Source organism: Sphingomonas sp. Leaf32 (assembly GCF_001421765.1).
Classification (GTDB): Bacteria; Pseudomonadota; Alphaproteobacteria; order Sphingomonadales; family Sphingomonadaceae; genus Sphingomonas.
Genome location: NZ_LMLA01000001.1, coordinates 879,238 through 904,278, shown reverse-complemented (window position 1 = coordinate 904,278; position 25,041 = coordinate 879,238). Strand labels below are relative to the sequence as shown.

The 25,041-nt window shown below is 66.6% G+C and carries 19 protein-coding genes and 1 tRNA gene; 12 read left to right on the top strand and 8 right to left on the bottom strand.

All coding sequences use genetic code 11. The annotated features are described in order from the left end of the window. Window positions 1–92: 92 nt before the first annotated feature. Window positions 93–848 (top strand): Crp/Fnr family transcriptional regulator, encoded by a 756-nt coding sequence (locus ASE83_RS04315; protein ID WP_162236585.1) that lies wholly within the window; start codon window positions 93–95, stop codon window positions 846–848. A 41-nt stretch (window positions 849–889) separates the two neighbouring features. Here the strand turns inward: ASE83_RS04315 and ASE83_RS04310 are convergent, their stop codons facing one another. Both ASE83_RS04310 and ASE83_RS04305 read right to left on the bottom strand, forming a co-directional pair. Then, on the bottom strand, window positions 890–1,894 hold the full coding sequence (locus tag ASE83_RS04310; RefSeq protein ID WP_055784119.1) for a ferritin-like domain-containing protein: 1,005 nt from the start codon (window positions 1,892–1,894) through the stop codon (window positions 890–892). 17 nt (window positions 1,895–1,911) lie between these two features. Then, entirely contained in the window at window positions 1,912–2,877 is a 966-nt protein-coding gene (locus ASE83_RS04305) for a ferritin-like domain-containing protein (protein ID WP_055784117.1), read from the bottom strand. Window positions 2,878–3,018: 141 nt separating this feature from the next. On the opposite strand from ASE83_RS04305, the gene ASE83_RS04300 reads away from it, so the two are divergent. Beyond that, the gene (locus tag ASE83_RS04300; protein WP_055784115.1) at window positions 3,019–3,744 is read left to right on the top strand and encodes a Crp/Fnr family transcriptional regulator; all 726 of its coding nucleotides are present in this window, start codon (window positions 3,019–3,021) and stop codon (window positions 3,742–3,744) included. Between the two features lie 7 nt (window positions 3,745–3,751). On the opposite strand, the gene ASE83_RS04295 is transcribed toward ASE83_RS04300, so the two are convergent. Continuing rightward, window positions 3,752–5,053, bottom strand: coding sequence for a sigma-54-dependent transcriptional regulator (locus ASE83_RS04295; RefSeq protein WP_055784113.1), 1,302 nt, complete (start codon window positions 5,051–5,053; stop codon window positions 3,752–3,754). Continuing rightward, window positions 5,050–6,768 (bottom strand): sensor histidine kinase, encoded by a 1,719-nt coding sequence (locus tag ASE83_RS04290; protein ID WP_055934290.1) that lies wholly within the window; start codon window positions 6,766–6,768, stop codon window positions 5,050–5,052. Before ASE83_RS04290 ends, ASE83_RS04295 begins: the two co-directional genes overlap by 4 nt. 237 nt (window positions 6,769–7,005) lie before the next feature. Between ASE83_RS04290 and ASE83_RS04285 the strand changes: the two genes are divergently transcribed. The 4 genes from ASE83_RS04285 (at window position 7,006) to ASE83_RS18755 (ending at window position 12,120) form a co-directional block, all read left to right on the top strand. Then, window positions 7,006–8,346 (top strand): dicarboxylate/amino acid:cation symporter, encoded by a 1,341-nt coding sequence (locus ASE83_RS04285; protein ID WP_055784109.1) that lies wholly within the window; start codon window positions 7,006–7,008, stop codon window positions 8,344–8,346. 77 nt (window positions 8,347–8,423) lie between these two features. After that, the gene (locus ASE83_RS04280; protein WP_055784107.1) at window positions 8,424–9,911 is read left to right on the top strand and encodes an alginate export family protein; all 1,488 of its coding nucleotides are present in this window, start codon (window positions 8,424–8,426) and stop codon (window positions 9,909–9,911) included. A gap of 74 nt (window positions 9,912–9,985) precedes the next feature. After that, window positions 9,986–11,599, top strand: a complete 1,614-nt coding sequence (locus ASE83_RS04275) for an NAD-dependent malic enzyme (RefSeq protein WP_082443061.1) — start codon at window positions 9,986–9,988, stop codon at window positions 11,597–11,599. 116 nt (window positions 11,600–11,715) lie between these two features. Beyond that, window positions 11,716–12,120, top strand: coding sequence for a hypothetical protein (locus tag ASE83_RS18755; RefSeq protein WP_055784103.1), 405 nt, complete (start codon window positions 11,716–11,718; stop codon window positions 12,118–12,120). 37 nt (window positions 12,121–12,157) lie between these two features. Here the strand turns inward: ASE83_RS18755 and ASE83_RS04265 are convergent, their stop codons facing one another. After that, window positions 12,158–12,358, bottom strand: coding sequence for a hypothetical protein (locus ASE83_RS04265; RefSeq protein ID WP_082443060.1), 201 nt, complete (start codon window positions 12,356–12,358; stop codon window positions 12,158–12,160). 43 nt (window positions 12,359–12,401) lie between these two features. Beyond that, complete coding sequence (locus tag ASE83_RS04260) at window positions 12,402–14,609, bottom strand: TonB-dependent receptor (RefSeq protein ID WP_055784100.1); 2,208 nt, start codon at window positions 14,607–14,609, stop codon at window positions 12,402–12,404. Between the two features lie 88 nt (window positions 14,610–14,697). On the opposite strand from ASE83_RS04260, the gene ASE83_RS04255 reads away from it, so the two are divergent. Continuing rightward, window positions 14,698–17,148 carry a PepSY domain-containing protein gene (locus ASE83_RS04255; RefSeq protein ID WP_055784098.1) on the top strand — a complete coding sequence of 817 codons (2,451 nt, stop codon included), beginning with the start codon at window positions 14,698–14,700 and terminating at the stop codon, window positions 17,146–17,148. A gap of 13 nt (window positions 17,149–17,161) precedes the next feature. On the opposite strand, the gene hspQ is transcribed toward ASE83_RS04255, so the two are convergent. Beyond that, entirely contained in the window at window positions 17,162–17,536 is a 375-nt protein-coding gene (hspQ, locus tag ASE83_RS04250; RefSeq protein ID WP_055784096.1) for a heat shock protein HspQ, read from the bottom strand. Window positions 17,537–17,668: 132 nt separating this feature from the next. Here hspQ and ASE83_RS04245 point away from each other — a divergent pair. Both ASE83_RS04245 and ASE83_RS04240 read left to right on the top strand, forming a co-directional pair. Beyond that, window positions 17,669–17,758 (top strand) — tRNA-Ser (locus ASE83_RS04245). Window positions 17,759–17,838: 80 nt separating this feature from the next. Continuing rightward, entirely contained in the window at window positions 17,839–18,291 is a 453-nt protein-coding gene (locus ASE83_RS04240) for a tRNA (cytidine(34)-2'-O)-methyltransferase (protein WP_055784094.1), read from the top strand. Window positions 18,292–18,329: 38 nt separating this feature from the next. On the opposite strand, the gene ASE83_RS04235 is transcribed toward ASE83_RS04240, so the two are convergent. Further along, complete coding sequence (locus tag ASE83_RS04235) at window positions 18,330–19,184, bottom strand: fumarylacetoacetate hydrolase family protein (RefSeq protein ID WP_055784093.1); 855 nt, start codon at window positions 19,182–19,184, stop codon at window positions 18,330–18,332. A 160-nt stretch (window positions 19,185–19,344) separates the two neighbouring features. Between ASE83_RS04235 and ASE83_RS04230 the strand changes: the two genes are divergently transcribed. The 3 genes from ASE83_RS04230 to glgB all read left to right on the top strand — a co-directional run bounded on the left by ASE83_RS04230 (window position 19,345) and on the right by glgB (window position 24,988). Beyond that, entirely contained in the window at window positions 19,345–20,307 is a 963-nt protein-coding gene (locus ASE83_RS04230) for an alpha/beta hydrolase (protein ID WP_055784507.1), read from the top strand. Between the two features lie 104 nt (window positions 20,308–20,411). Beyond that, window positions 20,412–22,841 (top strand): glycogen/starch/alpha-glucan phosphorylase, encoded by a 2,430-nt coding sequence (locus ASE83_RS04225; protein ID WP_055784091.1) that lies wholly within the window; start codon window positions 20,412–20,414, stop codon window positions 22,839–22,841. Beyond that, complete coding sequence (gene glgB / locus ASE83_RS04220) at window positions 22,838–24,988, top strand: 1,4-alpha-glucan branching protein GlgB (protein ID WP_055784089.1); 2,151 nt, start codon at window positions 22,838–22,840, stop codon at window positions 24,986–24,988. Before ASE83_RS04225 ends, glgB begins: the two co-directional genes overlap by 4 nt. The last annotated feature ends 53 nt before the right edge of the window (window positions 24,989–25,041 follow it).

Sequence of the window (25,041 nt, the reverse complement as noted above, 5' to 3'; positions counted from 1 at the left end):
CAATGCGGATCGCAAATCCGACGACGACGAGAGGGATAGAAGGACGACGGTTCGCGTTTGCCTTGTCACCAATGGCGTGGAAAATGTCGAGCATGATGACCCTATCGAACGACGTTGCCAGCCATTCTCATGACAACAACACCCGGACTGGCGAGAACCGGCTGCTTGCCGCGCTGTCGACGTCCGATCGCGCGTTGCTGGAACCGGGGCTGGAACGGGTCCGGCTCGCGGTCGGCGATACCCTGCTGCGCGTCGATCAACCGATCGAGCATGTCTATTTCCTCGAAGGGGGGATCGCCGCCGTGCTGGAGGTGATCGAGGGCGAGCGACAACATGCCGTCGGTTTGCTGGGCGCGGACGGCTATGTCGGCTGGCCGATCCTGCTGGGCGACGACCGTTCGCCGCATGACGTGGTGTTGCGCGCCGAACCCGGCACCGCGCTGCGCATCCCGGCGGCGCGTTTGCTGGAGGCGGTCGAACGCAGCGACACGCTGCGCGCGCCATTGCTGCGCTTCATCCAGGTATTTCTGATCCAGATGGGCCGAACCGTGGTGTCGGCGCTGTCGCACCCGGTCGAACGCCGGCTCGCGCGGTGGATTCTCCTCTACCACGATCGGGTAAGCGGTGACGAAATCTCGATGACGCACGAGGAATTTCGCCTGATGCTTGCGGTTCGGCGCAGCAGCATCACAGATGCGCTGCACCGGCTGGAAGAGACCCGCGCCATTCGGTCGGTACGCGGCCGGGTGATCGTGCGGGACCGCGACAAGCTGCTGGAAATGGCGGCGATGACCTATGGCCCGCCCGAAGAGGCGTATGCGCGGCTGGTCGGCACACCCACGGTTTGACGGAAAGGCGGCGCGCCTGACTATGGCGCGCCGCCCACCGGTCAGTTCGCCGCGCTCGAGCGGATCGTGCCGTTGACGCCGTTCGGGAAGAACCCACCCGCCGTCTTTGCCGTCCGGTCGAGATAGACGATGTTCAGCACCTGCCCCGGCGTCCGGCTAAATGCGATACCGCTGCCATCGGTCGGAACGATGTTCGACGCGGTCGCGCTACCGCTGCCGGTCGCGCGGATACCCTGATCGAGATCGCTGCTACCGTCGAGGCTGTCGCGCGCGGTCGAGATCGCTTCGGTCGCATCGATCAGCGCAGGCGTGGCCACGCCCTTGCGATACAGCACGGTGCGCACCAGCCCGGCATGATAGGCTTCCGCCGCGTGAATGCCGGCTGCCGCCTCGAGGAAGGTCTTGTTGCTGATAAAGCCGACCGCGCCCTTGTACGCCGTGACGCCGACATCTTCGAAGATGAACGCACCCAGCAGGAAGTTCTCGTCGGTGGCATAGACGTCGAACGCCGCGCCCGTGCCGATCAGCCCGGCGGCCCGCGCCGCGTTCGAAAAGGCGCTGGTCGCCGTCACGCCGATGTCGATCGCCGGCTGTGCGACCGCCGCCGATCCCAGCGCACTGCGCAGGAAATTGACGTGCGCGATCTCGTCCGCCGCGATTTCGCGGGCATAGCGGGCGACGAGCGGATCGGTGAACGTGACCTGCCGCCCGCCGGTGACGGCCCCTTGCGTCCCCGTGCCGGTCAGGCTGCTGTTGGGCAGGCCCGCGCCGGTCGCGGCGAACGAATAGAATTGCGCCTCGAGATATTCGAGGTTCAGCGCGAAGTTGAGGACGTCGGCATCGGACAATGCCGTGGTAGCGGTCGGCGTAGGCGTCGGTGTCGGTCCGGGGGTGATGAAGCCGCCGCCGCTGTCGCTGCACGCAGACAATACCGTCGCGCCCGCCGTGGCGATCGCCGCGCCGCCGGCATAGCGCATGAAGTCGCGGCGCGCATTGCGCCGCTGGTCGCAGGCTTCGAGAACCTGCAGGATCGGATCGTTATGCATGATGTCTTTCCTCAGGTTCAGTTGGCGGCGCTGGCGCGGATGGTGCCGTTCACCCCGTTGGGGAAGAATCCGCCGCCATTCACCTGGGCATTGTTGAGATAGACAATGTTCAGCGTCTGCCCGGCCGAGCGGCTGTACGCGAGGCCGTTGGTGTCGAGCGGCACGATGTTGCTGGCGTTCGGATTGCTCGCCAGCGGGGTCAGCCCCTGGTCGAGATCGGTGCTGCCATCGAGGCTGTCGCGCGCGTTCGAGATCGCGTCCGTCGCCTGGATCAACTGCGCCGACGGCGTTGCGATTCCCTTGGCATAGAGCGTCGTGCGCACGATCGCGGCGTGATACGCCTCGACCGCGAGGATGCCGGCGGCGGCTTCAAGGAAGGTCTTGCTGGTCAACAGCGGTGCCGCGCCCTTGTAGGCGGTGACTCCGACATCCTCGAAGATGAAGGCGCCCAGCAGGAAATTCTCGTCGCTGGCATAGGGATCGAACGTCGCGCCCGCACCGATCAGCCCCGCCGCGCGTGCGGCCGAGGAGAATGCACCGGTCGCGGTCGCGCCGATGTCGATCGCCGGTTGCGCGACCGCCGCGCTGCCCAGTGCCGTGCGCAGGAATTCGACATGGGCGCGTTCGTCGGCCGCGATTTCGCGTGCGTATTGCGCGACCAGTGGGTCGGAAAAGCTGACCTGTCGGCCGCCGCTGACCGCGCCCTGCGTGCCCGTACCCGTCAGGATCGAATTGGGAAGTCCGCTACCGAACGCCGCGAAATAATAGAATTGCGCTTCCAAATATTCGAGGTTGAGCGCGAAGTTCAGAATGTCTGCATCGGTAGGTGCGCTCTGCGCCTGTGCCTCATCCGACTGTGCCATAACAAAAGCGGCGCCGCCTACTGCTGCCGCGCCGCCAAGCATCTTGAAGAAATCGCGTCGTTCTTCACGCCGCTTCGCACGCGCATCGAACGCGTGCGTCACCGTCATCTGCTCGTCCATGACACCATCTCCCTGGGTCGTTGCTAAGACCGAACGAACCGGCCTCGACGAACGATGCAAAAAGCGGGATGGACGTACGGTTCCGTACAGGGTGCATTGGGTGACTGGATTGCACCAAATCTTGCAGGCACAAGGTGCGAAATGGCTTTCGCAATTAATATCGATCGCGTGGGCGAACCGTGTACTACCCTGCCCACGACGGATAACAGGCTGTTGGGTGCCATGCGCCCCGACACGCGGCGCAAACTGGCCATGGTCGCCAGTCGTGTCGCGCTGCAACCCGGCGAAATCCTGACGCGTAGCGGCGAATCGATCGACAAGCTGGTGTTCCCAGAGGGCGCCCCGGCCATGCTGTCGCTGTCGACCGGGGGGTCGTCGCAGGATGTCGGGATGATCGGTCGCGACGGCGTCGTCGGCTGGTCGCGACTGTTCAGCGATCAACCGACCCCGTTCACCGCCCGCGCGCACATCCAGCCGGGCAGCGCCATCGTCATCCCGGCGACCGCCGTCGTCGAGGCCGCGAACGAGGACCATGCGCTGCTGAAGGCCATCCTGACCTTCGCTCAGCGATTCTCGATGCAAATGGCGCGGACGCTCGCGTCGGCGCTGCGCGATGTGCCCGAGCGCCGCATCGCCCGGCTGCTGCTGATGATCGACGACCGGATCGACGGCGACACGATGTCGGTCACCCATGCCTCGATCGCGGCCACGCTGAACCTGCGGCGCGCGACCGTCACCGATTGCCTCCATATTCTGGAAGGCGAACATATGGTGCGGTGTTCGCGCGGACGGATTGTGATGCGCGACCGTGCCGCCCTGGAAGCGCGCGCCGGCCTCGCCTATGTCTCCGACGACGGGTTGAACTGATCGCGGATTACTGGCCGCGCAGGCTTTTCAGATCGATCCCCAGCCGCTGAACCTTGTAGTAGAACGTCTTGCGCGGGATACCGAGGCGTTCGATCGCTGCGCCGATCTCTCCGCCGGTCGCGGCGATCGCCGACAGGATCGCCTCTCGCTCGAACGCGGCGATCCGTTCGGGCAGCGGGCGGGTCGCATCGGTGCCGCCCTCCCCCGCACCCGTTCCCTCCAGCCCCAGCACGAACCGGTCGGCGAAATGCGCCAGCTCGCGGACATTGCCCGGCCAGTCGTGCCGCGCCAGCAGGTCGCGGGCGGCGTGCGTCAACGCCGGCACGTCGCGCCGCAGCCGCTTCGCCGACAGGTCGACCAGATGGGCGAACAGTAGCGGCACATCGTCGCGGCGTTCGCGCAGCGGCGGGATGCGCAGCCGGACGGCGGCCAGCCGATACAGCAACGCCGGCGCGATGGCGTCGGTGCCGCGCTGCGCCTCTTCCGCCGCAGTGGCGATGACGCGGACGTCGACCGGCACGACGTCGCGCGGGCCGCGGATCGCGCGATCCTCGATCACCTGCGTCAGCCGCCCCTGCAGCCCGCGCGACGCCTGGTCGATGTCGTCGAGGAACAACGTCCCGCGTTGCGCGCCGACGATGCCGCGATCGCCGACCGTCGCGAACAGCTCGTCCTCGATCGCCGGCCCCGGCAGCGCGGCGCAGGCGATGGTGACGAAGCGATGCCGCGCCCGTCGTCCGGCACGGTGGATCGCGCGGGCGAGCAGTTCCTTGCCGGTCCCCGTCTCCCCCTCGATCAGCAGGTCGATGTCGGCATCGGCGAGGACGGGGATCATCTCGCGCAGCCGCGCGATCGCCGGCGTTCGTCCGACCAGCGCCGTCTCCTCGCCGCTCGCCGCCTCCGCCCGCAGTCGCCGGTTGTCGAGCGCCAGCGACCGGGCCGCCATCGCGCGGGTGGCGGCGGCGATCAGGGCGTCGGGATCGAACGGCTTGGACAGGAAGTCCCATGCACCGCCCTTGATCGCATCCACGGCGGTCTCGACATCGGCATGGCCGGTCACCAGCACGACCGGCAGCGTCGGATCGCGTTCGCGCAGGGTCCGGAACAGCTCGATCCCCGACATGTGCGGCATCCGCACGTCGGTGACGACGATCCCGTCGAAATCGGCATCGATCGCCAGCAAGGCGGGCGGGGCGGCCGGAAAGGCGACGACATCGAACCCGGCCAGCGTCAGCAACTGCGCCGTCGATACGCGCAGATCCTCGTCATCCTCGACCAGCGCGACCCGGCCGATCCCCGCCCCGCTCATGGCACGCGGCGCAGCGTAACTTCGAACCGCGCCCCCTGTTCGGCGGGCAACAGCCGCAACGTGCCGCCCAGATCGGTCATGATGTCCTGCGCGATCACCAGCCCCAGCCCCAGCCCGGTCGCGCGACTGGTGACGAAGGGGGTGAACATCCGCTCGGCCACCGTCGGATCGATGCCCGGTCCGTTATCGGCGACGATCAGCGATATGGTCTGCGGCTCGATCCCCAGCTCGATGGCGATGCGCGGATCGGGCGTCGTGCCCAGCGCCTCGATCGCGTTCTGCAACAGGTTGACCAGCACCTGTTCCAACCGGACCCGCCCGGCGACGACGATCAGGTCGTCGGGGATCGGCGGCACCACGAAGGAGACGTCGGACAGCCGTTCCTTCAGGATCAGCCGCGCGCCATCGATCACATCGGCCAGGCGGATCGGCCCGATGGTGCCACTGCCTTTTCGCGCAAAGCCGCGCAGTTCGGCGGTCACCAGTCCGATCCGGTCGGTCAGCCGGGCGATCGCGCCCAGATTATCGTCGACCGCCGCCGTATCGCCACGCGTCAGCAACTGGCGCGCGGCCGCGACATAGTTGCGGATCGCGGCCACCGGCCGGGCGGTTTCATGCGCCACGCTGGCGGTGATCTGCCCCAGCGCGGCGAGCCGGTTGGCCTGTCGCAACCCCTCGCGCAATTCAGCGGCGCGGGCTTCGGCGGCGATCCGCTCCTCGATTTCGTCACGCAGTTCGCGGGTCCGGTCGGCGACCGCCGCTTCCAGCTCCACGGTGCGCAGCGCCCGACGACGCGACCGTTCCGACAGGCCCCAGAGCGCGCCGACCATCGCCAGCATGACCGCCGCCGCCGCCAGCGCACTCGTCCGGACGGCGCTGCCGATCGTCGGCGGCAATGGCATCGCCAGATGGACCTGCCACCCCTCGTCCCCCGGCGCCGTCACCGCATGTTGCAGCGTGCTGCGCTGCCCGTTGAGACGCAGCGCGTCGCCGAGAATGGCGAAGGGCGGTGATCGCAGCACCGCCGCGCCACTGTCCGCGCGGACGGCGGCCGCGACCGACGGATCGATCCGCCTGGTGGTCGCAAACCGCCAGCGCGTATCGCTCGAAATCAGGACGACGCCGGCCGCATCGGTGACGAAGGTCAGTCCGCCCGCCGCACGCCATTCGCTCTCGATCCGGTCGAATTCGAGCTTCACGACGACCACGCCGCCCTCCGGCGTACGGCGGCTGAGATAGAGCCCGGGACGATGGCTGACCGTGCCGAGGGCGAACTGCGTGCCCGCACCGGTTCGCACCGCATCCCGGTAATAGCGCCGGAACGCGTAGCTCTTGCCGACGAAGCTCTGCGGTTCCGCCCAGTTGCTCGCCGCGATCGCCAGACCGTCGCGCCCGACGACGTAGATGACACTGGCTGAGGTCGATCTGGCGAGGGCAGTCAGCTTGCGATCGAGCGCGCGCCGCGCGACGTCGCCGCCGCGTACCGCCGCAGCCACGTCGCGGTCGTCGGCCAGCGCCAGGGGCAACAAACGAAAGCGGGCGATCTCGCTGGTCAGCAGCACCTGCCGCAACCGTGCATCGCTCTCGATCTTGGCGAGCGACTCGGCCTGCGCACGACGCTCAACCAGCTGCCCGACCAGCGCGGCTGCGGCAACGCTGAGCAGCAGCCCGCCCAGGATCCACCCGATCCACCATGTCCGCCCGGCATTTCGCATCCATGCGGTGTAAATGGGTCAACGACCATGTGCAACTATTTGCACCTTTGCCGCGAAAGCTGGCGAAAATCTGGCCAACTCACAAGACCCTTCGATATTTTATCATTACTTATCAGTAGGATAGATAATACGAATGCGTTTAGGACAAGTCGGGTTGCAGCGGGGTAAACCGTTCCTGTCGCGCCGACCGCCGCCAAGAGCAGGACCGGGCGCTAACAGAGGATGAAAGGTCGCCGCATGATCCTTGCCACCGACACCGCCCACCCGCCCGTACCCCCGGCCGCAAAGCCCTGGTACCGGCATCTCTATGCCCAGGTCCTGATCGCGATCATCGCGGGTGTCCTGCTCGGCCACTTCTACCCGTCGACCGGCGAAGCGCTGAAGCCGATCGGCGATGCCTTCATCAAGCTGGTGAAGATGATCATCGCGCCGGTCATCTTCCTGACGATCGTCACCGGTATCGCCGGGATGCGCGACCTCGCCAGCGTCGGTCGTGTCGCGGGCAAGGCGTTCGCCTATTTCCTCACCTTCTCGACCCTCGCGCTCATCATCGGCATGATTGTCGGCAACGTCATCCAGCCGGGCGCGGGGCTGAACATCGATCCCGCGACGCTCGATACGTCGAAGGTTACCGAATATGCCGCCAAGGCGCATGACACGACGATCACCGGCTTCCTGACCGGGATCATCCCCGACACCTTCCTGTCGGCGCTGACCGAGGGCAACATCCTCCAGACGCTGTTCGTCGCGATCCTGTTCGGCATCGGCCTCGCCATGATCGGCGACAAGGGCGAGCGCGTGCTCGATGCGCTGAACGACATCTCGATCGCCTTCTTCAAGGTCGTCGCGATCGTCATGAAGGCGGCGCCGATCGGTGCGTTCGGTGCGATGGCGTTCACCATTGGCAAATACGGCATCGGCACGCTGTTCAGCCTCGCCGCGCTGGTCGGCACCTTCTACCTCACCGCCTTCCTGTTCGTGACGGTGGTGCTGGGGGCGGTCGCGCATTTCTGCGGCTTCTCGATCTTCAAGCTGATCTCGTACCTGAAGGCCGAATTGCTGCTGGTGCTGGGCACGTCCTCGTCGGAAAGCGCCCTGCCCTCGCTGATCGAAAAGATGGAGCGCGCCGGCATTCCGAAGTCGATCGTCGGCCTGGTCGTGCCGACCGGCTATTCGTTCAACCTCGACGGCACCAACATCTACATGACCATGGCCGCGCTGTTCATCGCCCAGGCGTGCAACGTGGAACTGACGCTCAGCCAGCAGATCCTGCTGCTCGCCGTCGCGATGCTGTCGTCGAAGGGGGCAGCGGGCGTTACCGGTGCGGGCTTCATCACGCTGGCCGCCACGTTGTCGATCGTACCCTCGGTCCCGGTCGCGGGCATGGCGCTGATCCTCGGCGTCGACCGGTTCATGAGCGAGTGCCGCAGCCTCACGAACTTCATCGGTAACGCGGTAGCAACCGTTGTCGTCGCAAAATGGGAAGGCAAGCTCGACAAGCACCAGTTCGACGAGGCTCTGGCCGGTCGCAGCGTGCGCGTCGATCAGATGCCCGAAGGCGCTGTCGCCGCCGAGTAATTCCCATCTGCCGGCCCGGTCGAACCCGGGCCGGCATCGACGTTATCGCCCACCGGGGCGAACAAAGGTATGCCGAGATGAAGACGCTGCTGCGGCTGTGCGCCGCCACCGCCCTGACTGCCCCCGCCGCCGCCTGGGCCACGGAACCCGCCGCCCCGGCCACGACGCAAGTCGCCGATCGCGGCAATGCCCGCCCCGCCGCGCAGGAATATCCGACCGCCGGCGTGGGCGACGGCATCACCGCCGGCGGCTACAACCAGTCGCGCTGGGCCGAGGACTGGACCAAATATCGCGATCCCAAGAAACGCGACGATGTGCTCGACCGGCTGAAGTATATCCCGATCGCTGGCGACGACGTCTATCTGACGCTGTCGGGCGAGTTCCGCTACCGGGTCAACCTGACCACCAACCCGAACCTGCGCGACCGTGAGGCACAGCGGCAGGACATCAACCGGATCGTCGGCGGTGCCGACCTGCATCTGGGCGACCATGTCCGTTTGTATGGCGAACTGGCCCATGCCGGCATGTCGGGCCGCAATCTGGGCGTGAAGGCGGGACAGCTGCACAACGACCTTGTCGTGCAGCAGAGCTTCGTCGACGTGACCGGCACGGTCGCCGGCGTCGATCTCGGCGTGCGCTATGGGCGGCAGACCTTTGCCGACGGCCCGAACCTGATGACCGTGCCGCGCGACAACAACACGATCTTCTTCGTTTACAACGGCGTGCGTGCCTGGGCCAAGGGCGACAAGATCCGCGGCGACGTGTTCGATTTCAAGACGACGCGGCTGGGCGTCGGCGGCACCGGCGACGACATCGTCGACGACAATCGTCGTTTCTCGGGCGGGACCGCCGGCTTCGTCCTGCCCAAGACGCTGCTGGGCGGATCGAACCTCTATTTTGACCCCTTCTTCTGGCGGCTGCGCAACAGCAATGCGACCTGGGGCACGCGCACGACCGAAGAAGTCCGCAAGTTCTACGGCCTGCACCTTTACGGCGATACCGGCCCGGTCAATCTCGACTGGACCGTCAACTATCAGGGTGGCGAGTTCGACAACCGCCCGATCTCGGCTTGGCTGGTCCTGCTGCAACAGACCTACAAGGTCGGCAAGTCGAAGACCGCGCCGCGCGTCGGCTTCCACTTTGACTATGCCAGCGGCGGCGGGGCCTATGGCAACGGTACGCTGAAGACCTCGCTCGCCCCGTTCGGCAACAACATCTACTACAGCTATCAGTTGTACGCGACGCCGACCAACCTGATCGCCTTCGCGCCAAGCGCCCAGTTCCAGCCGACGCCGAAGCTGCGCATCGCGACCGAATATCAGCTGTCGTGGCGCGACAGCCTGAACGACGCGGTGTACCGCGCCAACGGGCAGGCGTTCGCCGGCACGCAACTGGGCAATGCGCGCAAGATCGCCGACACGATCCGGTTGCAGGCGATCTATGCGGTCAGCCCGCGCGTCAGCCTGACGGCACGCTACGAGCATCTCATCGCCGGTCCGGCACTGACCGATGCGAATTACAAAAGCTCGGACTTCCTCGCGGGCTGGATCAGCTTCCGCTTCTAGTTCCTTGAGCAAACTCACGCCCCGGCGGAGACCGCCGGGGCGTTTCTTTTATTACAAGACCGAAGGGCCAGACCATGTCTCCCGCTGCCCATGCCGCCGCCCGCGCGCTGCTTGCCGATCCGCTGACCAACAAGGGCACGGCCTTTACCGAAGCGGAGCGCGACCAATGGGGGCTGCACGGGTTGCTGCCGCCGCATGTCGGGACGCTCGACAGCCAGATCGAACGCCGGCAGCGCGCGCTCGCCCGGATGCCCGATGATTTCCACCGCTATTCCTTCCTGCGCGAGCTTCAGGATTCGAACGAAATCCTCTTCCACGCGATGGTCCAGCGCGACCTGCCCGCCATGTTGCCGCTGGTCTATACCCCGACCGTGGGCGAAGGGTGCGAGCGGTTCAGCGAAATCTGGCGGCGGCCGCGCGGGCTGTTTCTGTCGTGGCCCAACCGACATCGCATCGCCGAAATGCTCGGTGATCCTGCGCTCGACCGGGTGAAGGTGATCGTCGTCAGCGACGGCGAGCGCATTCTGGGCTTGGGCGATCAGGGCGCCGGCGGCATGGGTATTCCGATCGGCAAGCTGGCGCTCTACACCGCCTGCGCCGGCATCCACCCGTCCGAGGTGCTGCCGATCCTGCTCGACGTCGGGACCGACAACGCCGCCCGGCGCGAGGACCCGCTCTATGTCGGCTGGCGCCACCCACGCATTCGCGGCCCCGAATATGACGCCTTTGTCGAGGATTTCGTCGGCGCGGTCGCGCAGCGCTTCCCCGGCGTGCTGCTGCAATGGGAGGATTTCGCCGGTCACAACGCCTACAAGCTGCTGGATCGGTATCGCGACCGGCTGCTGAGTTTCAACGACGATATTCAGGGTACCGCCGCGACGGCGGTGGGCACGCTGCTTTCCGCCATCGGGCGGACCGGCGCGCCGCTGGCCGATCAGCGTATCCTGCTATTCGGTGCCGGTGCCGCCGGGTGCGGCATCGCGGACATGCTGGTGCAGGCATTACAGGCCGACGGCCTGACCGCCGATCAGGCGCGGGCGCGTATCTGGGCGGTCGATCGCGACGGGCTGATCCTGTCCGATATGGGCGAACTGTCGACCGGACAGCGTGCCTATGCCCGCGATTCCGCAGAGGTGCAGGACTGGACCCGCACGTCGCACGGCGGGATCGACCTGTTCGACACCGTCGCCAACGTCCGCCCCACCGTCCTGATCGGCGCATCGGGACAGCATGGCGCGTTCGGCGAGGCGGTGGTCCGCACCATGGCCCAGTCGGTCGACCGACCGGTGATCTTTCCGCTGTCCAATCCGGTGTCGCGCGCGGAGGCGCATCCGCTCGACCTCGCCCGCTGGAGCGCCGGGCGTGCGGTGATCGGTACTGGCAGCCCGTTCGGCATTGCGGACGTCACCCAGGTCAACAACGTCTATATCTTTCCCGGCGTTGGCCTTGGCGCGTTGGCGGCGCAGGCGCGGACGATCACCGACACGATGTTCATGGCCGCCGCCCGCGCGCTGGGCGCGATGGGGGGCGATGCGACGCTGCTGCCCCCGATCGAACGGCTGCGCGACGTGGCGCTCGACATCGCCGTCGTGGTCGCCGCGCAGGCGGTGGCCGACGGAGTCGCCGCCCCCGACGTGGCGATCGACCGCGACACGATCGCGGCGCAGATGTGGCAGCCCGCTTACTGACCCCCTGCCCGAATCGGGAACCATCGACGCGCACGAAGTCTTTCCAACTGCTGTCAATCCTGTCCAGCGGGGGTTCACACGAATCCTTGCAGGACAGCGGCAGAGAGGAAGCGAACATGAAGCAGTTGATGAGCATTTTCGCCGGTATCGGTCTGACCCTGGCCGGACTGACCGCCGTTCCCGCCGTTGCCGACGCACAGCCCGGCCGTCACGGATACCGCGACCATGGCCCACGGGCGCATCACGACGATCGACGCTGGGACGATCGACGCTGGAACGACCGTCGTCACCGGGACGATCGTCGCGCGTGGAATGACCGGCGCGGTTATGACGGCCGGCGCGGTTATGACGACCGTCGCCGCTGGGATGAGCGCCGGCGCTGGGACGCACGTCGCGACCGCTACGGCTATCGCGGGGAACGCGTCGTTCCCGGCTGGTCGCGCGAAGCCGCGGCAATGGGCGTCGATTATCGTGGCCCCTGCCACTACGTGATCCGGGGCGGCCGCCGCGTCTGCGACTAAGCGTTTCGCCCCCTTCCGGCTCCCGCCGGGAGGGGGTTTATTTCCTGGGCGTGACCCATACCGAAACCGGCACCACCACCTTGCCCGGCGCAGGCTTCCCAACATCCACCCGGTCCGCCGTGACCAGTTCGCCGGTTTCGAGATTGAACGAGGCCCAGGGCTTCGGCATCCGGCCGAAGGTCATCTTCTGGATCGGCTGGCCGGTGGTCGAATTCATGATGGTGGCAGTGACAGGCATGGGTGGCGACTAGCCGCCACCCCGCCTTGCTGTCCAGCCCGACTCAGAACCGCATGTCCCAACCGAGGGTGAAGGTCCGTCCGCGACCGGCGAAGAACGCGAAATTGTCGTTCGGCAGGCGGGTGTCGCTGCTATAGTCGATATAGAAGCGATCGAAGATATTCTGTGCGCTGAGCGACAGCCCGCCGAATTTCGTCTGATACCGAACCGACGCGTCGGTCACGTCATAGCCGCCGAAATTATTGTCCGGGCTGGGGTTCGCCTTCCCCCGGAAATTGCGCGAGAGATAATATTGCGTCTGCACCCTGGCGGTGATCGGCCCGGTCGCCAGATCGGCGGCGAGGTTCAGCCGATCGGGTGAGATGTTGGTCCCGTCGAGATCGGTATCGACCACGCCGTCCGCCGGGGTGCGGTCGCTGTCGTAGCGGCCGAGGATGTGGGCATAGCCGGTCGACACGCGCAGCCCCGGCACCGGGGTGCGCACCGCCAGGTTCACCTCCAGCCCCTCGATCTCGACCCGCTGGCGCTGCACCTCGAAAATGCCGTTGCCCTGTGCGACCAGCAATTGCCCCCGGTCGCTCGACGACCAGAAATAGGTCGCGCTTGCGTCCAGCGGACCGCGCTTCGCCTCGATGCCGACCTCGCGGTTGTTCGACACGACCGGCTGGATGTCGAGGAAGCTGTCCAGCCGCACGCCCGGGGTAGCGATGGCGCGGGTGATGCGCCCGACATCGGCCATGGTGAAGCCCTGCGCGTAGCTGGCATAGGCCCGCACCCCGGTCAGCGGTTCGACGATCACGCCGCCGTTGAACAGCACGTCGCTGAACTTCGGCTTGCCACCGGTCACCGCCACGCCACCGAAGGTCGCCGGGTTCCGTCCGTTATAGGTGGTCGACGCCAGCGTGCGGAAATCGTCGATGCGGACCTGCACATTCTCCCACCGTGCACCGCCCGCCACGCGCACCAGCCCGTCCGCGAGCTTCAGATTGCCCTGGACGAACGGCGCGAGGCTGCGGAAATCGGCGGGCGGAACCCAGACGCGATTGGTCGCGATCAGCCGCTGTTCGGTCTTGTCGAACAACGCGTCGAAGCCGATCGTCGCGACCAGCGCCTCGAACCCTGGCACGGCGCGTTCATAGCTGGCCTTCGCCCCCAGCTTGCGCGAACGATTCTCCGACTGGTCGAACAACGTGCCGACCGGAGCGATCGCGGGGTCCTGGAACGTCGCCTGGATCGCGACCTCGCCCCCGAAGGTATCGTGGGTCCGGTTGAAGAACAGCTGCGTGACGAGGTTCCCGCCCAGCAGGTCGGTATCGGTATAGGACAGGGACAACGCCTCCGCCCGGTTGGCGGCGGGCTTGCCCGGCGGGTTCCCCCGCACCGCACTGGTCGGCATCCCGGTCCGGCGATTGCCGGCGGTCGCGAGGTAATCGCCGTCGCCCTGCAATTCGAACCGGTTGGCGATCAGGTCCAGCCGCCCGGTCGCGCCGACCTCCATCCCCAGCCGCGCGAAGAAATCGGTCGCGCGCGAATCCTGCGTCTCCCCTTGCGTCAGGTTGATGCCGACCCGCCGGTCCCGCGCATCATAGAACGCGCCGCGCCGTTCGAAGCTGGCGCCGATCGTCGCATCGAACCGGCCGGATTTCGACTGGACCAGACCGGCGACCTTGCCGCCGAAACCATCGCCTTCGAACCCGTCGGACGCGGTGCCCTGCACCAGCGCACGGCCGCTCACGCCCTCCACGCGCGGCGCGCCGACGGTCACCTGGTTGACGATGCCGCCGGTGCCGCCGACGCCCTGCAAGGCGTTCGACCCGTAGATCAATTCCACCCGATCGATGAAGAATCCGTCGATGGTGAAACCGTCGCGGCTGCCGTCGCGCAGCGGCGTCGTCTGCGGGATGCCGTTGATGGCATAGAGCGGCGAGCGTCCGCGCAGCGTTTCCCCCGCCCCCGACAATTTGCCGCGCGTCGGCGAAAAGCTGGGCGTCAGCGTCGCGACCGCATCGGTGATACTGCCGGAAATCGCGATCTGCTGGTCGATCGCCTGCTTGTCGATGATATCGATGGTCAGCGGCAGTGCGTTGGGCGGCAGGATGGTGCGCGCGGCGGTGACGACGATTTCCGCGTCCGCCGACGCATCTTCGGCCTTGGGCGACGCCGGATCGGCGGTCTGCGCCAGGGCCGGTGTCGCCAGCAGCGCGAGACCCGCTACACTTGCCATCAGCGGCAGGCGCGTGTTCCAACCCATTGTCATTTCCCTTGCGTAATATTGACCCTGAACCGTCGCGCCGCTAACGCGATCCATTATCAATATCAAGTTACTTTGGGCGCACGACATGACCCGGAACATCCTGTTTCAAATCCACTGGTTCCTCGGCATCACCGCCGGGCTGGTGCTGGCGGTCATGGGCGTCACCGGCGCGGCGCTGAGCTTCGAACCGGAGATCCTGGCGGCATTGAACCGCGACCATCCGGCCGCCACGGCAACGCCACGCCTGTCGGGACTCCAGTTGATCGCGCAGGTGATGCGCCAGCGTCCCGAAGCGAAGATCTCTCGGGTCACGGTGGCGAATACGCCCGACGAGATGACCACCGTTTCCTATCAATCGGGCACGTCCAAAAAGCGCAAGGTCGAGCGCCTCGATCCCTATACCGGAACCCTGCTCGGCGAACCGCGCGGGACGGAAGTGCTGGAGGTCGTGGAGCATCTGCACCGCTGGCTGGCGCTGCCGGGGGAAGGCAACGGGATCGGTCGACAGATCACCGGCTTTTCCGCCATCGCGCTGATCTATTTCGCGCTGTCCGGCCTGTATCTGCGCTGGCCCAGACGCCCGCTCGACTGGCGCAACTGGTTCGTGCTCGATTTTCGCAAGACCGGGCGCAACCTCTACCGGATGCTTCACGCCGTCATCGGTGGCTGGGTGTTGGTCTTCTACCTCGTCAGCGGCTTCACCGGCCTGTGGTGGTCGTATGACTGGTATCGACAAGGCGTCCGCGCGCTGCTGGTCGCCGAAGCGCCGGCCGAGCGGCATAAGGGGCCGAAGGACGTCGCGGTCGATCTCCCGCGTGCCTGGGACGGTTTCGTCCGGGCAACCGGCGGGCGGACCTATGACCGCATCACGATCAACGTACGCGACTATGGCGAGGTCCAGTTCCGCGCGAAGCTGCCGGACGCGCGGCACGACCGGGTCAGCGACGAACTGACCATCGACGGCACGACCGGCGCGGTGATCGACGATCAGCCCTACGCCACCCGGCCGCTGGGCGAAGACATCGTGACCAGCATGTTCGAACTGCATCGCGGTGCCTATTTCGGGATGGTCGGGCGGATCGCGATGCTGCTGGCCAGCCTGACGATGCCGCTGTTCACCATCACCGGCTTCCTGCTGTATTTCGCGCGTCGACGGCGCAAGGCGGCATTGGCGGCGGTGGTCGCCGACGTCGGCGTCAGCCCCCCGACCGACAACGCCACCACGATCGTCGCCTATGCCAGCCAGACCGGATCGGCCGAACGCATCGCCCGGCTGACCGCCGACGCCCTGCCCGATGCCGCCGCGCTGCCCATAGCCGCGCTCGACCGCGATACGCTGTCGCGCGCCACCCGGCTGTTCGTCGTCGCCAGCACCTATGGCGAGGGCGAGCCGCCCGACAATGCGCGCGGCTTCGCCCGGACCATGGAGCGCGAAGCGCCCGACCTGTCGCATCTCGATTATGCGGTAATGGCGTTGGGCGACCGCGAATATGCCGAATTCTGTGCGTTCGGTCACCGGGTCGACCGCTGGCTGCACGACCAGGGCGCGACCCGTCTGTTCGACGCGGTGGAGGCGGACGGCAACGATGCCGATGCCCAGCGCCAGTGGCAGCACCAGCTCGCCGGCCTGGGCGCGCGGACCGACCAGCCCGACTGGGCGCCGGCCGCGATGGAGGACTGGCGACTGGTCGAGCGCCGCCTGCTCAACCCCGGCAGTTCCGGTGGCGAGGCGTGGCTGGTGACGCTGGAACCGGTTGCGGCTGCGGCCGACTGGATGCCGGGCGACATCGTCGAAATCCTGCCGCAACAGGATGTTCGACGGGTCGATGCCTATCTGGCGACGCCCGGCCTGCCCGAAGCGCTCGACCGGGCCGTACTGATGACCCACATCCTGCCGACCGGGGTAACCGATGTCGCGACACTGAAGCCGATCGGCCACCGCGAATATTCAATCGCGTCGATCCCGGCATCCGGCCGGGTCGAGCTGATCGTACGCCGCTGTACGGCGGCGGACGGCTTCGACGGGCTGGGGTCGGGCTGGCTATGCAACGGCGCGCCGATCGGCGGCATCGTGCAGGCGCGGGTCCGCTCGAATCCCGCCTTCCACCCGCCCGCCGACAATGCCGTGCCGCTGATCCTGATCGGCAACGGCACCGGCCTTGCGGGTCTGCTCGCCCATCTCCGCCATCGAGGGGCATCGGGCGGTGGTCCGGCCATGCTATATTGGGGCGAACGGCATCCGGCGCAGGACGACTTCCTCGCCGGGGAGCGGCAGGCATTGGTCGATACCGGCGTGCTTGCGGACCAGCGCATCGCCTGGTCGCGCCGGCCCGGCGGGCATCGCTATGTTCAGGACGCCGTCGCAGCGGATGCCGCGAGCATCCGGACAGCGGTCGACTCCGGCGCGGCGATCTATGTCTGCGGCAGCGTGCAGGGCATGGCGCCCGGCGTCCACGCCGCGCTGGCCACGATCCTCGGCGAATCGCTGCTGGAGGAGATGCTCGGCAGTGGTCGCTATCGCCGGGACATCTACTGACCGGCGACGCCGCTTAGTGGCGATGCTCGCGGCGCAACTGGTATCGTCCGTCGGCATAATCGTCGAACAGCCCCCGGATGGCGGGATGGTCGACCGGCTCCTCGCTGTCGTCGACGATCAGGTTCTGCTGGCTGACATAGGCGACATAGCTCGCCTCGGCATTTTCGGCGAGCAGGTGGTAGAATGGCTGGTCCTTGCGCGGACGGGCCTCGGCGGGGATCGATTCATACCATTCGTCGCTGTTCGCAAACACCGGGTCGATGTCGAACACGACCCCGCGAAAGTCGAACAGCCGGTGGCGCACGACCTCCCCGATCGAAAAGCGGGCATGGGCGATCGGCGGCAACGGCGTGCCGAGGTCGAGCAGCGGGGCGGAAAGGGCCTTCATGCGAAATAATCTAGGGTCGATGTGCGATTGCAGCAAGGATGCGCTTGCACATCCCGAATCCTTGGGCTAACCGACCGCCCTCGCTGACCAACGTGCCGCGTCAAACACGGCATATGAGCGGAAAACCTCTGCGGAGAGGTGGCAGAGTGGTCGATTGTACCGCACTCGAAATGCGGCGTGCCTTTACGGGTACCGAGGGTTCGAATCCCTCCCTCTCCGCCAGATACCCGACAAGCTGAACGAACAGGTCCGCCCGCTACGGGGCCGCTTGCGCATTGCGGCGACCCGCGCCAAGCAGCGTCATGCGTATCGCGCTTTACGAACCCGAAATCGCGGGCAATGTCGGGGCCGTCCTGCGGCTGGGGGCCTGTCTGGGCGTGGCGGTCGACCTGATCGAGCCGCTGGGCTTCGCATGGGACGATCGTCGCGTCCGGCGCACCGCCATGGACTATATCGACCATGTATCGGTGACCCGCCATGCCGACTTCGCCGCCTTCCGTGCGGCGCGTGCCGGCGCCCGGCTGATACTGTTCACCACCAAAGCGACGCGATCCGCCTACGACTTCCGCTTCGAGGCGGACGACATATTGCTGTTCGGCAAGGAGAGTGCGGGCGTGCCGCAACCGGTCGCCGATAGCTGCGATGTCGGCCTGCGCCTGCCGATCCGGGCGGAGGTGCGATCGATGAACCTCGCGACCGCCACCGCGCTGGCGCTGGGTGAGGCGCTGCGGCAGACCGGCGCGCTGCCGGGGTAGCGAAAGGGCGCCGATCCCTCGACCGGCGCCCCTGCCCTTTACCCGAGAACGGCGTCGCCCAGATGGCGCCATTCGACGACTTGCTGCGTCTGTTCGCCGAGGCCCGCGATGCCGAGCGTCATCGTGTCGCCGGCCTTCAGATAGATCGACTGCGGCTTCTTGCCCTCGCCCACGCCCGGCGGCGTACCGGTAATCATCAGGTCGCCGGGATACAGGGTAATATATTCGCTGACATAGGAAATAAGTTCGGCGACGTCGAAGATCATCGTCCGCGTGTTGCCGGTCTGCATCCGCGCGCCGTTGACGTCGAGGAACATGTCGAGGTTTTGCGGATCGGCCAGTTCGTCCGGCGTCACCAGCCACGGGCCGACCGGGCAGAAACTGTCATGCCCCTTGCCCTTCGACCATTGCGACCCGCGCTGCTTCTGGTTGAAGCGTTCCGACACGTCGTTGGCGATGGTGAAGCCCGCGACGTGGGACAGCGCGTCTTCCTTCGACACATAGCGGGCAGTCTTGCCGATCACGACCGCCAGCTCGACTTCCCAGTCGGTGTGGGTCGATCCCTTCGGCAACATCACCTCGTCGTTCGGGCCGGTCAGCGACGACAGCGCCTTCATGAACATCATCGGTTCGGCTGGCACCGGCAGGTTCGATTCGGCGGCATGGTCGGCATAGTTAAGGCCGATCGCCACGATCTTGCCGATGCCCTTTACCGGCACGCCGTACCGGGGCGTTCCTTCCACCACCGGCAGGCTGGCGACATCGACGGAAAGGTCACGGATCGTATCGACGGTGATGTCGTCGACCACGCCCGACAGGTCGCGGATATGGCCATCGGTGTCGACGATGCCCGGCTTCTCGGCGCCCCGGTGTCCAAAACGGCAGAATTTCACTCTACGTCTCCCCAAGCTTCGCAGCGACCGCATGGCGGCGGTCCGTTGCAGCCTCCTTGCCCCCCGCCCCCGACACGTCAAGCGATGACGGGTATCGACGGCGGATCGTTCGCCGGCCATGCTGTACCCCGACAAGACGGATCGCGGCGAGGGGCTGAACATGACGACCGGAACGGCCAATCTGTTGGGCCGCCGTGCCCTGATCGGCGGGAGCATAGCGACCGGGATCACCGCGACGCTGCCGGCACGGGCCGCCGAGGCTCTGCGCTTTCGCCCGATCTGGCCCGGTGGACCGCCGGGCAGCGCCGCGGTCCATGTGGTCGAACGCGAAGTACCACGGTCGGCGACGGGGCCGGCGGACGATACCGCGTTCGTCCACGTCCGTACGCCCGCACTCGTCCACGCGATTCCCGCCCGACCGAACGGCGCGGCGATGCTGCTGATCCCCGGCGGCGGGTATCGCCGGGTGGCGATCGGCCATGACGGCCGCGACATGCTGCGCTTCTTCGCCGAACGCGGCTACCACGTCTATCTGCTGAAATACCGGCTGCCGGGGGATGGCTGGGCGGCGGGGCCGGATACGCCGCTGCAGGATGCCCAGCGCGCCCTGCGGATCGTTCGCGCCGAAGCGGCGGCGAACGGGGTCGCGAAGGACCGGATCGGCGTCATGGGGTTTTCGGCGGGCGGGCATCTGGCGGCGATGCTCGCCTGTCGCAGCGATGCGACCTATCCCGCGACCGATGCGATCGATGCCCAACCCTTGGGCGTCCGCATCGCCGGACTGCTCTACCCGGTGGCGTTGATGGGTGTAGCGGGCACGCACCGGGCATCGCAGGAGCAACTCCTCGGCCCAGCCCCCTCACCGGAACGGGCCGCGCGATACCGCAGCGACGCGCGCATCACCGGGGCCAGTCCGCCCACCTTCCTGACCCACGCGCTCGACGATGCCATCGTAGGGGTCGATAACAGCCTTGCCCTGCTCGGCGCGCTCCGCCGGGCGAAGGTCGCGGCCGAAGCCTATTTGCCGGAACTGGGCGGGCACGGCTTCGGCGTGCTGCGCGACGGTCGGGCGGCACCCTGGACCGCACTGTTTCTCGATTGGGCGCGACGACATGGATTGTAAGGATTTGGCTGTCACCGGAACGACCCGGTTTGCGCATACGTATTGCGCGTGACAAGCGTTCGACATTCGATACTGTCGTTCGCGCTCCCTTTCGAGGAATCTGCGTGACCCAGCCTGCCCTAGCCGCCGTTGCCCCGACCACGCCGCCGCTCGCCGAAGCGATCCTCGAAACGCTGGTCCACCGGATCGGCAAGGATGCGCAGGCCGCGCTGCCGCACGACTGGCTGGCAGCGACGATCCTGACGGTGCGCAACGACATCATCGAACGCTGGATGGCGTCGAGCAAGCAGGCCCATGCCGCCGGTGCCAAGAAGGTCTATTATCTCAGCCTCGAATTCCTGATCGGCCGGCTGCTCCGCGATGCGATCGCCAACCTGTCGCGGACGGACGAGGTGCGCGAGGCGCTGGCGTCGCTGGGAGTGAACCTCGCCGATCTGGAGGGCGAGGAGCCGGATGCGGCGCTGGGCAATGGTGGCCTCGGCCGGCTGGCGGCGTGCTTCATGGAGAGCCTCGCCAGCCTCGACCTACCCGCCTATGGCTATGGCATCCGCTATGTGAACGGGATGTTCCGCCAGCGGATCGACAATGGCTGGCAGGTGGAACTGCCCGAAACCTGGCTGCGCCACGGCAATCCGTGGGAGTTCGAACGTCGCGAAAGCGCCTACCGCATTGGCTTCGGCGGAGAGGTCGTCGGCGACGAGAATGGCGACATCCACTGGATGCCGGGTGAGAGCGTCGAGGCGATCGCCGTCGATACGCCGGTGATCGGCTGGCGCGGCGCGCGGGTCAATACGCTGCGCCTGTGGACCGCGCGGGCGCGCGATCCGATCCGGCTCGACCGGTTCAATGCCGGCGACCACGAAGGCGCGCTGGCGGCGTCGGTGCGCGCCGACACGCTGGTCCGCGTCCTCTACCCGGCCGATTCGACTCCGGCGGGTCAGGAATTGCGGCTGCGGCAGGAATATTTCTTCTCCTCGGCATCGATTCAGGACATCGTGCGCCGGCACGTCCAGTATTTCGGCGACATCCGCACCCTGTCGGACAAGGCGGCGATCCAGCTGAACGATACCCATCCGGCGGTGTCGGTTGCCGAACTGATGCGTATCCTGATCGACGATCATGCGCTCGATTTCGACGGCGCGTGGGAAATCACCAAGGCGACGTTCGGCTATACCAACCACACGCTGCTGCCCGAGGCGCTGGAAAGCTGGCCACTGCCGCTGTTCGAACGGCTGCTGCCGCGCCACATGCAGATCGTCTATGCGATCAACGCGAAGGTGCTGCGCGAGGCACGGGCGCAGGGGCAGGACGATGGCGCGATCGCCGCGATCAGCCTGATCGACGAAGGCGGCGAACGGCGGGTGCGGATGGCGAACCTGGCGTTTACCGGCAGCCATAGCGTCAACGGCGTCGCGGCGCTCCACACCGACCTGATGAAGCAGACGGTGTTCGCCGACCTGCACCGCCTCTATCCCGACCGGATCAACAACAAGACCAACGGCATCACCCCGCGCCGCTGGCTGTTCGAGAGCAATCCGGGGCTGACCGCGCTGATTCGCGAGGCGATCGGCGACGGCTTTCTCGACGATGCGACGAAGCTGGCCGACCTCAAGCCCTTCGCCGCCGATGCGGCATTCCGCGAAAAATTCGAGCAGGTGAAGCGGGCGAACAAGGTCCGCCTGTCGCAGCATCTGCGCGAGGTGATGGGTGTCCGGCTCGATCCCGATGCGATGTTCGACGTGCAGGTGAAGCGCATCCACGAATATAAGCGCCAGCTGCTCAACATCCTCGAAACGGTCGCGCTCTACGACCAGATTCGCAGCCATCCCGACCGGGACTGGACACCCCGCGTGAAGCTGTTCGCGGGTAAGGCGGCGTCGAGCTATCACAACGCCAAGCTCATCATCAAACTGGCCAACGACGTCGCGCGACGGGTCAATGCCGATCCGGCGGTGCGCGGGCTGCTGCGCGTGGCGTTCGTGCCCAACTACAACGTGTCGCTGGCCGAACTCATCATGCCCGCCGCCGACCTATCCGAACAGATCAGCACGGCGGGAATGGAGGCATCGGGCACCGGCAACATGAAGCTGGCGCTGAACGGCGCACTGACCATCGGCACGCTCGACGGCGCGAACGTCGAAATCCGCGATCATGTCGGGGCCGACGACATCGTGATCTTCGGCCTGACCGCCGATGAAGTCACCGAAAAGCGCGCCAATGGTTACGACCCACGCGAGGTGATCGCCGCCTCACCCGAGCTGCAACAGGCGCTGTCCGCGATCAAGGGCGGGGTGTTCAGCCATGACGAACCGGGCCGCTATGCCGGGCTGATCGACGGGCTGGAAAACAGCGACTGGTTCCTGTGCTGCGCCGATTTCGACAGCTATGCGCAGGCGCAGCGGCAGGTGGATGCCCGCTGGAGCGACCGCGCCGGCTGGAACGCCAGCGCCATCCGCAATGTCGGCGGGGTCGGCTGGTTCTCGTCCGACCGTACTATCAGCGAATATGCCCGCGACATCTGGAAGGTGATGTGACCCCCGGCGACGACGCCATCGCCGCGCTGCTTGGCGGTCGTCACGCCGATCCTTTCTCGCTGCTAGGACCCCATGCCGGCCCGGCGGGTACGTTCGTCCGCGCGTGGCTGCCCGGTGCGCAGAAGGTGCTGGCGCACGACCTGTCGGGCAAGGTGCTGGGCGAGCTGCGCCCGGTCGGCGACGGTATTGTCGAGGGGACGATCGACGCCCCGCCCCAACCCTTATGGTATTATGCGCGCGGCGGCGGTGGCGAATGGTGGGTGAAGGACCCGTACAGTTTCGGCCCGGTCCTCGGCCCCACCGACGATTTCCTGCTGGCGGAGGGGACGCATCTGCGCCTGCACGACAAGCTGGGCGCGCATCCGATCCGGCACGAAGGCGCCGACGGGATGCACTTCGCGGTCTGGGCACCCAATGCGCAGGTCGTCAGCGTCGTCGGTGACTGGAATCTGTGGGACGCCAAGCGCCACCCGATGCGGCGGCGCGGCGATGTCGGCGTGTGGGAAATCTTCCTGCCCGATGTCGGGCCGGGACAGGCGTACAAGTTCGCGATCATCGGTCCGGACGGCGCGCGCTTGCCGCACAAGGCCGATCCCTTCGCGTTCGAAAGCGAACTGCGCCCCGCCACCGCGTCGCGCACCGCCGCGCCGCTCGACCATGACTGGCGCGATGCGGCGCACCGCGAACACTGGGCCTCGGTCGATCCGCGCCGGGTGCCGATCTCGATCTACGAAGTCCATGCCGGCAGCTGGCAGCGGGGCGATGATGGCTGGTTCCTCCCCTGGGACCAGCTGGCGGACCGGCTGATCCCCTATGTCGTCGACCTGGGCTTCACCCATATCGAGTTCCTGCCCGTCAGCGAGCATCCCTACGACCCGTCCTGGGGCTATCAGACGACCGGTCTCTATGCCCCGTCGGCCCGCTTCGGCGATCCGGCCGGCTTCGCCCGCTTCGTCGATGGCGCGCACAAGGCCGGGGTCGGCGTGCTGCTCGACTGGGTGCCCGCGCATTTTCCGACCGATGCGCACGGTCTGGCACGCTTCGACGGCACCGCGCTCTACGAACATGAAGATCCACGCTTGGGCTTCCACCCCGACTGGAACACCGCCATCTATAATTTCGGCCGGCGGGAGGTGTCGCAGTTTCTGGTGAACAACGCGCTGTTCTGGGCAGAGCGCTATCATGTCGACGGCTTGCGCGTCGATGCGGTCGCATCGATGCTGTATCGCGACTATTCGCGGCAAGCCGGCGAATGGATTCCCAACGCCGATGGCGGTCGCGAGAATTGGGAGGCGGTCGCGTTTCTGCGCGATACCAACCGCGCGGTATATCGCGAACATCCCGGCTTCTTCACCATTGCCGAGGAATCGACGTCATGGCCCGGCGTGTCGATGCCCGCGCATGAAGGCGGCCTGGGCTTCGGGTTCAAATGGAACATGGGCTTCATGCACGACACGCTCGCCTATATGGCGCGCGAACCGGTGCACCGGTCGCACCATCACGACGAAATCACCTTCGGCCTGACCTACGCCTTCAGCGAGAATTTCGTGCTGCCACTCAGCCATGACGAGGTGGTGCACGGCAAGGGATCGCTGCTGACCAAGATGGCGGGCGACGACTGGCAAAAATTCGCCAATCTGCGCGCCTATTATGCGCTGATGTGGGGCTATCCCGGCAAGAAGCTGCTGTTCATGGGGCAGGAGTTCGCCCAGCGCCGCGAATGGTCGGAGGAACGCGCGCTCGACTGGGAGTTGATGGATGCCCCCGCGCATCGCGGCGTCGCGGCGCTCGTTCGCGACCTGAACCGCCTCTACCGCGATACGCCCGCGCTCCATGCGCGCGACTGCGAGGGCGACGGGTTCCATTGGGCGGTGGTCGACGATGCTGCCAATTCGGTCTTCGCGTGGGAACGCCGCGCGCCGGGCGCGCCGCCGGTGCTGGTCGTCAGCAACCTGACCCCGGTCGTCCGCGAGGGCTACCGGGTGCCGGTATCGGCGAACGGCGTGTGGCGCGAAATGCTGAACAGCGATGCGCAACTCTATGGCGGCAGCGGCATCGGCAATCTGGGCGAAGTGACCGCCACCGATGGCGCGGTCGTGCTGACCCTGCCGCCGCTGGCGACGATGTGGTTCGAATATAAAGCATAAGTTTTGGGGGAGAGTGCTGCGTGGAGAGGCGAGGACAACCATTGGCGCGTGAC

Bases quoted from the DNA above. Each gene is read 5' to 3' on its own strand.
- ASE83_RS04300 (WP_055784115.1), top strand. From the start codon at position 3,019: ATGGCTTTCGCAATTAATATCGATCGCGTGGGCGAACCGTGTACTACC.
- ASE83_RS04275 (WP_082443061.1), top strand. From the start codon at position 9,986: ATGTCTCCCGCTGCCCATGCCGCCGCCCGCGCGCTGCTTGCCGATCCG.
- ASE83_RS04310 (WP_055784119.1), bottom strand. From the start codon at position 1,894: ATGCATAACGATCCGATCCTGCAGGTTCTCGAAGCCTGCGACCAGCGG.
- ASE83_RS04315 (WP_162236585.1), top strand. From the start codon at position 93: ATGATGACCCTATCGAACGACGTTGCCAGCCATTCTCATGACAACAAC.
- ASE83_RS04295 (WP_055784113.1), bottom strand. From the start codon at position 5,053: ATGAGCGGGGCGGGGATCGGCCGGGTCGCGCTGGTCGAGGATGACGAG.
- ASE83_RS04260 (WP_055784100.1), bottom strand. From the start codon at position 14,609: ATGGGTTGGAACACGCGCCTGCCGCTGATGGCAAGTGTAGCGGGTCTC.
- ASE83_RS04240 (WP_055784094.1), top strand. From the start codon at position 17,839: ATGCGTATCGCGCTTTACGAACCCGAAATCGCGGGCAATGTCGGGGCC.
- ASE83_RS04255 (WP_055784098.1), top strand. From the start codon at position 14,698: ATGACCCGGAACATCCTGTTTCAAATCCACTGGTTCCTCGGCATCACC.
- ASE83_RS18755 (WP_055784103.1), top strand. From the start codon at position 11,716: ATGAAGCAGTTGATGAGCATTTTCGCCGGTATCGGTCTGACCCTGGCC.
- ASE83_RS04285 (WP_055784109.1), top strand. From the start codon at position 7,006: ATGATCCTTGCCACCGACACCGCCCACCCGCCCGTACCCCCGGCCGCA.
- ASE83_RS04230 (WP_055784507.1), top strand. From the start codon at position 19,345: ATGACGACCGGAACGGCCAATCTGTTGGGCCGCCGTGCCCTGATCGGC.
- ASE83_RS04280 (WP_055784107.1), top strand. From the start codon at position 8,424: ATGAAGACGCTGCTGCGGCTGTGCGCCGCCACCGCCCTGACTGCCCCC.
- hspQ (WP_055784096.1), bottom strand. From the start codon at position 17,536: ATGAAGGCCCTTTCCGCCCCGCTGCTCGACCTCGGCACGCCGTTGCCG.
- ASE83_RS04305 (WP_055784117.1), bottom strand. From the start codon at position 2,877: ATGGACGAGCAGATGACGGTGACGCACGCGTTCGATGCGCGTGCGAAG.
- ASE83_RS04290 (WP_055934290.1), bottom strand. From the start codon at position 6,768: ATGCGAAATGCCGGGCGGACATGGTGGATCGGGTGGATCCTGGGCGGG.
- ASE83_RS04265 (WP_082443060.1), bottom strand. From the start codon at position 12,358: ATGCCTGTCACTGCCACCATCATGAATTCGACCACCGGCCAGCCGATC.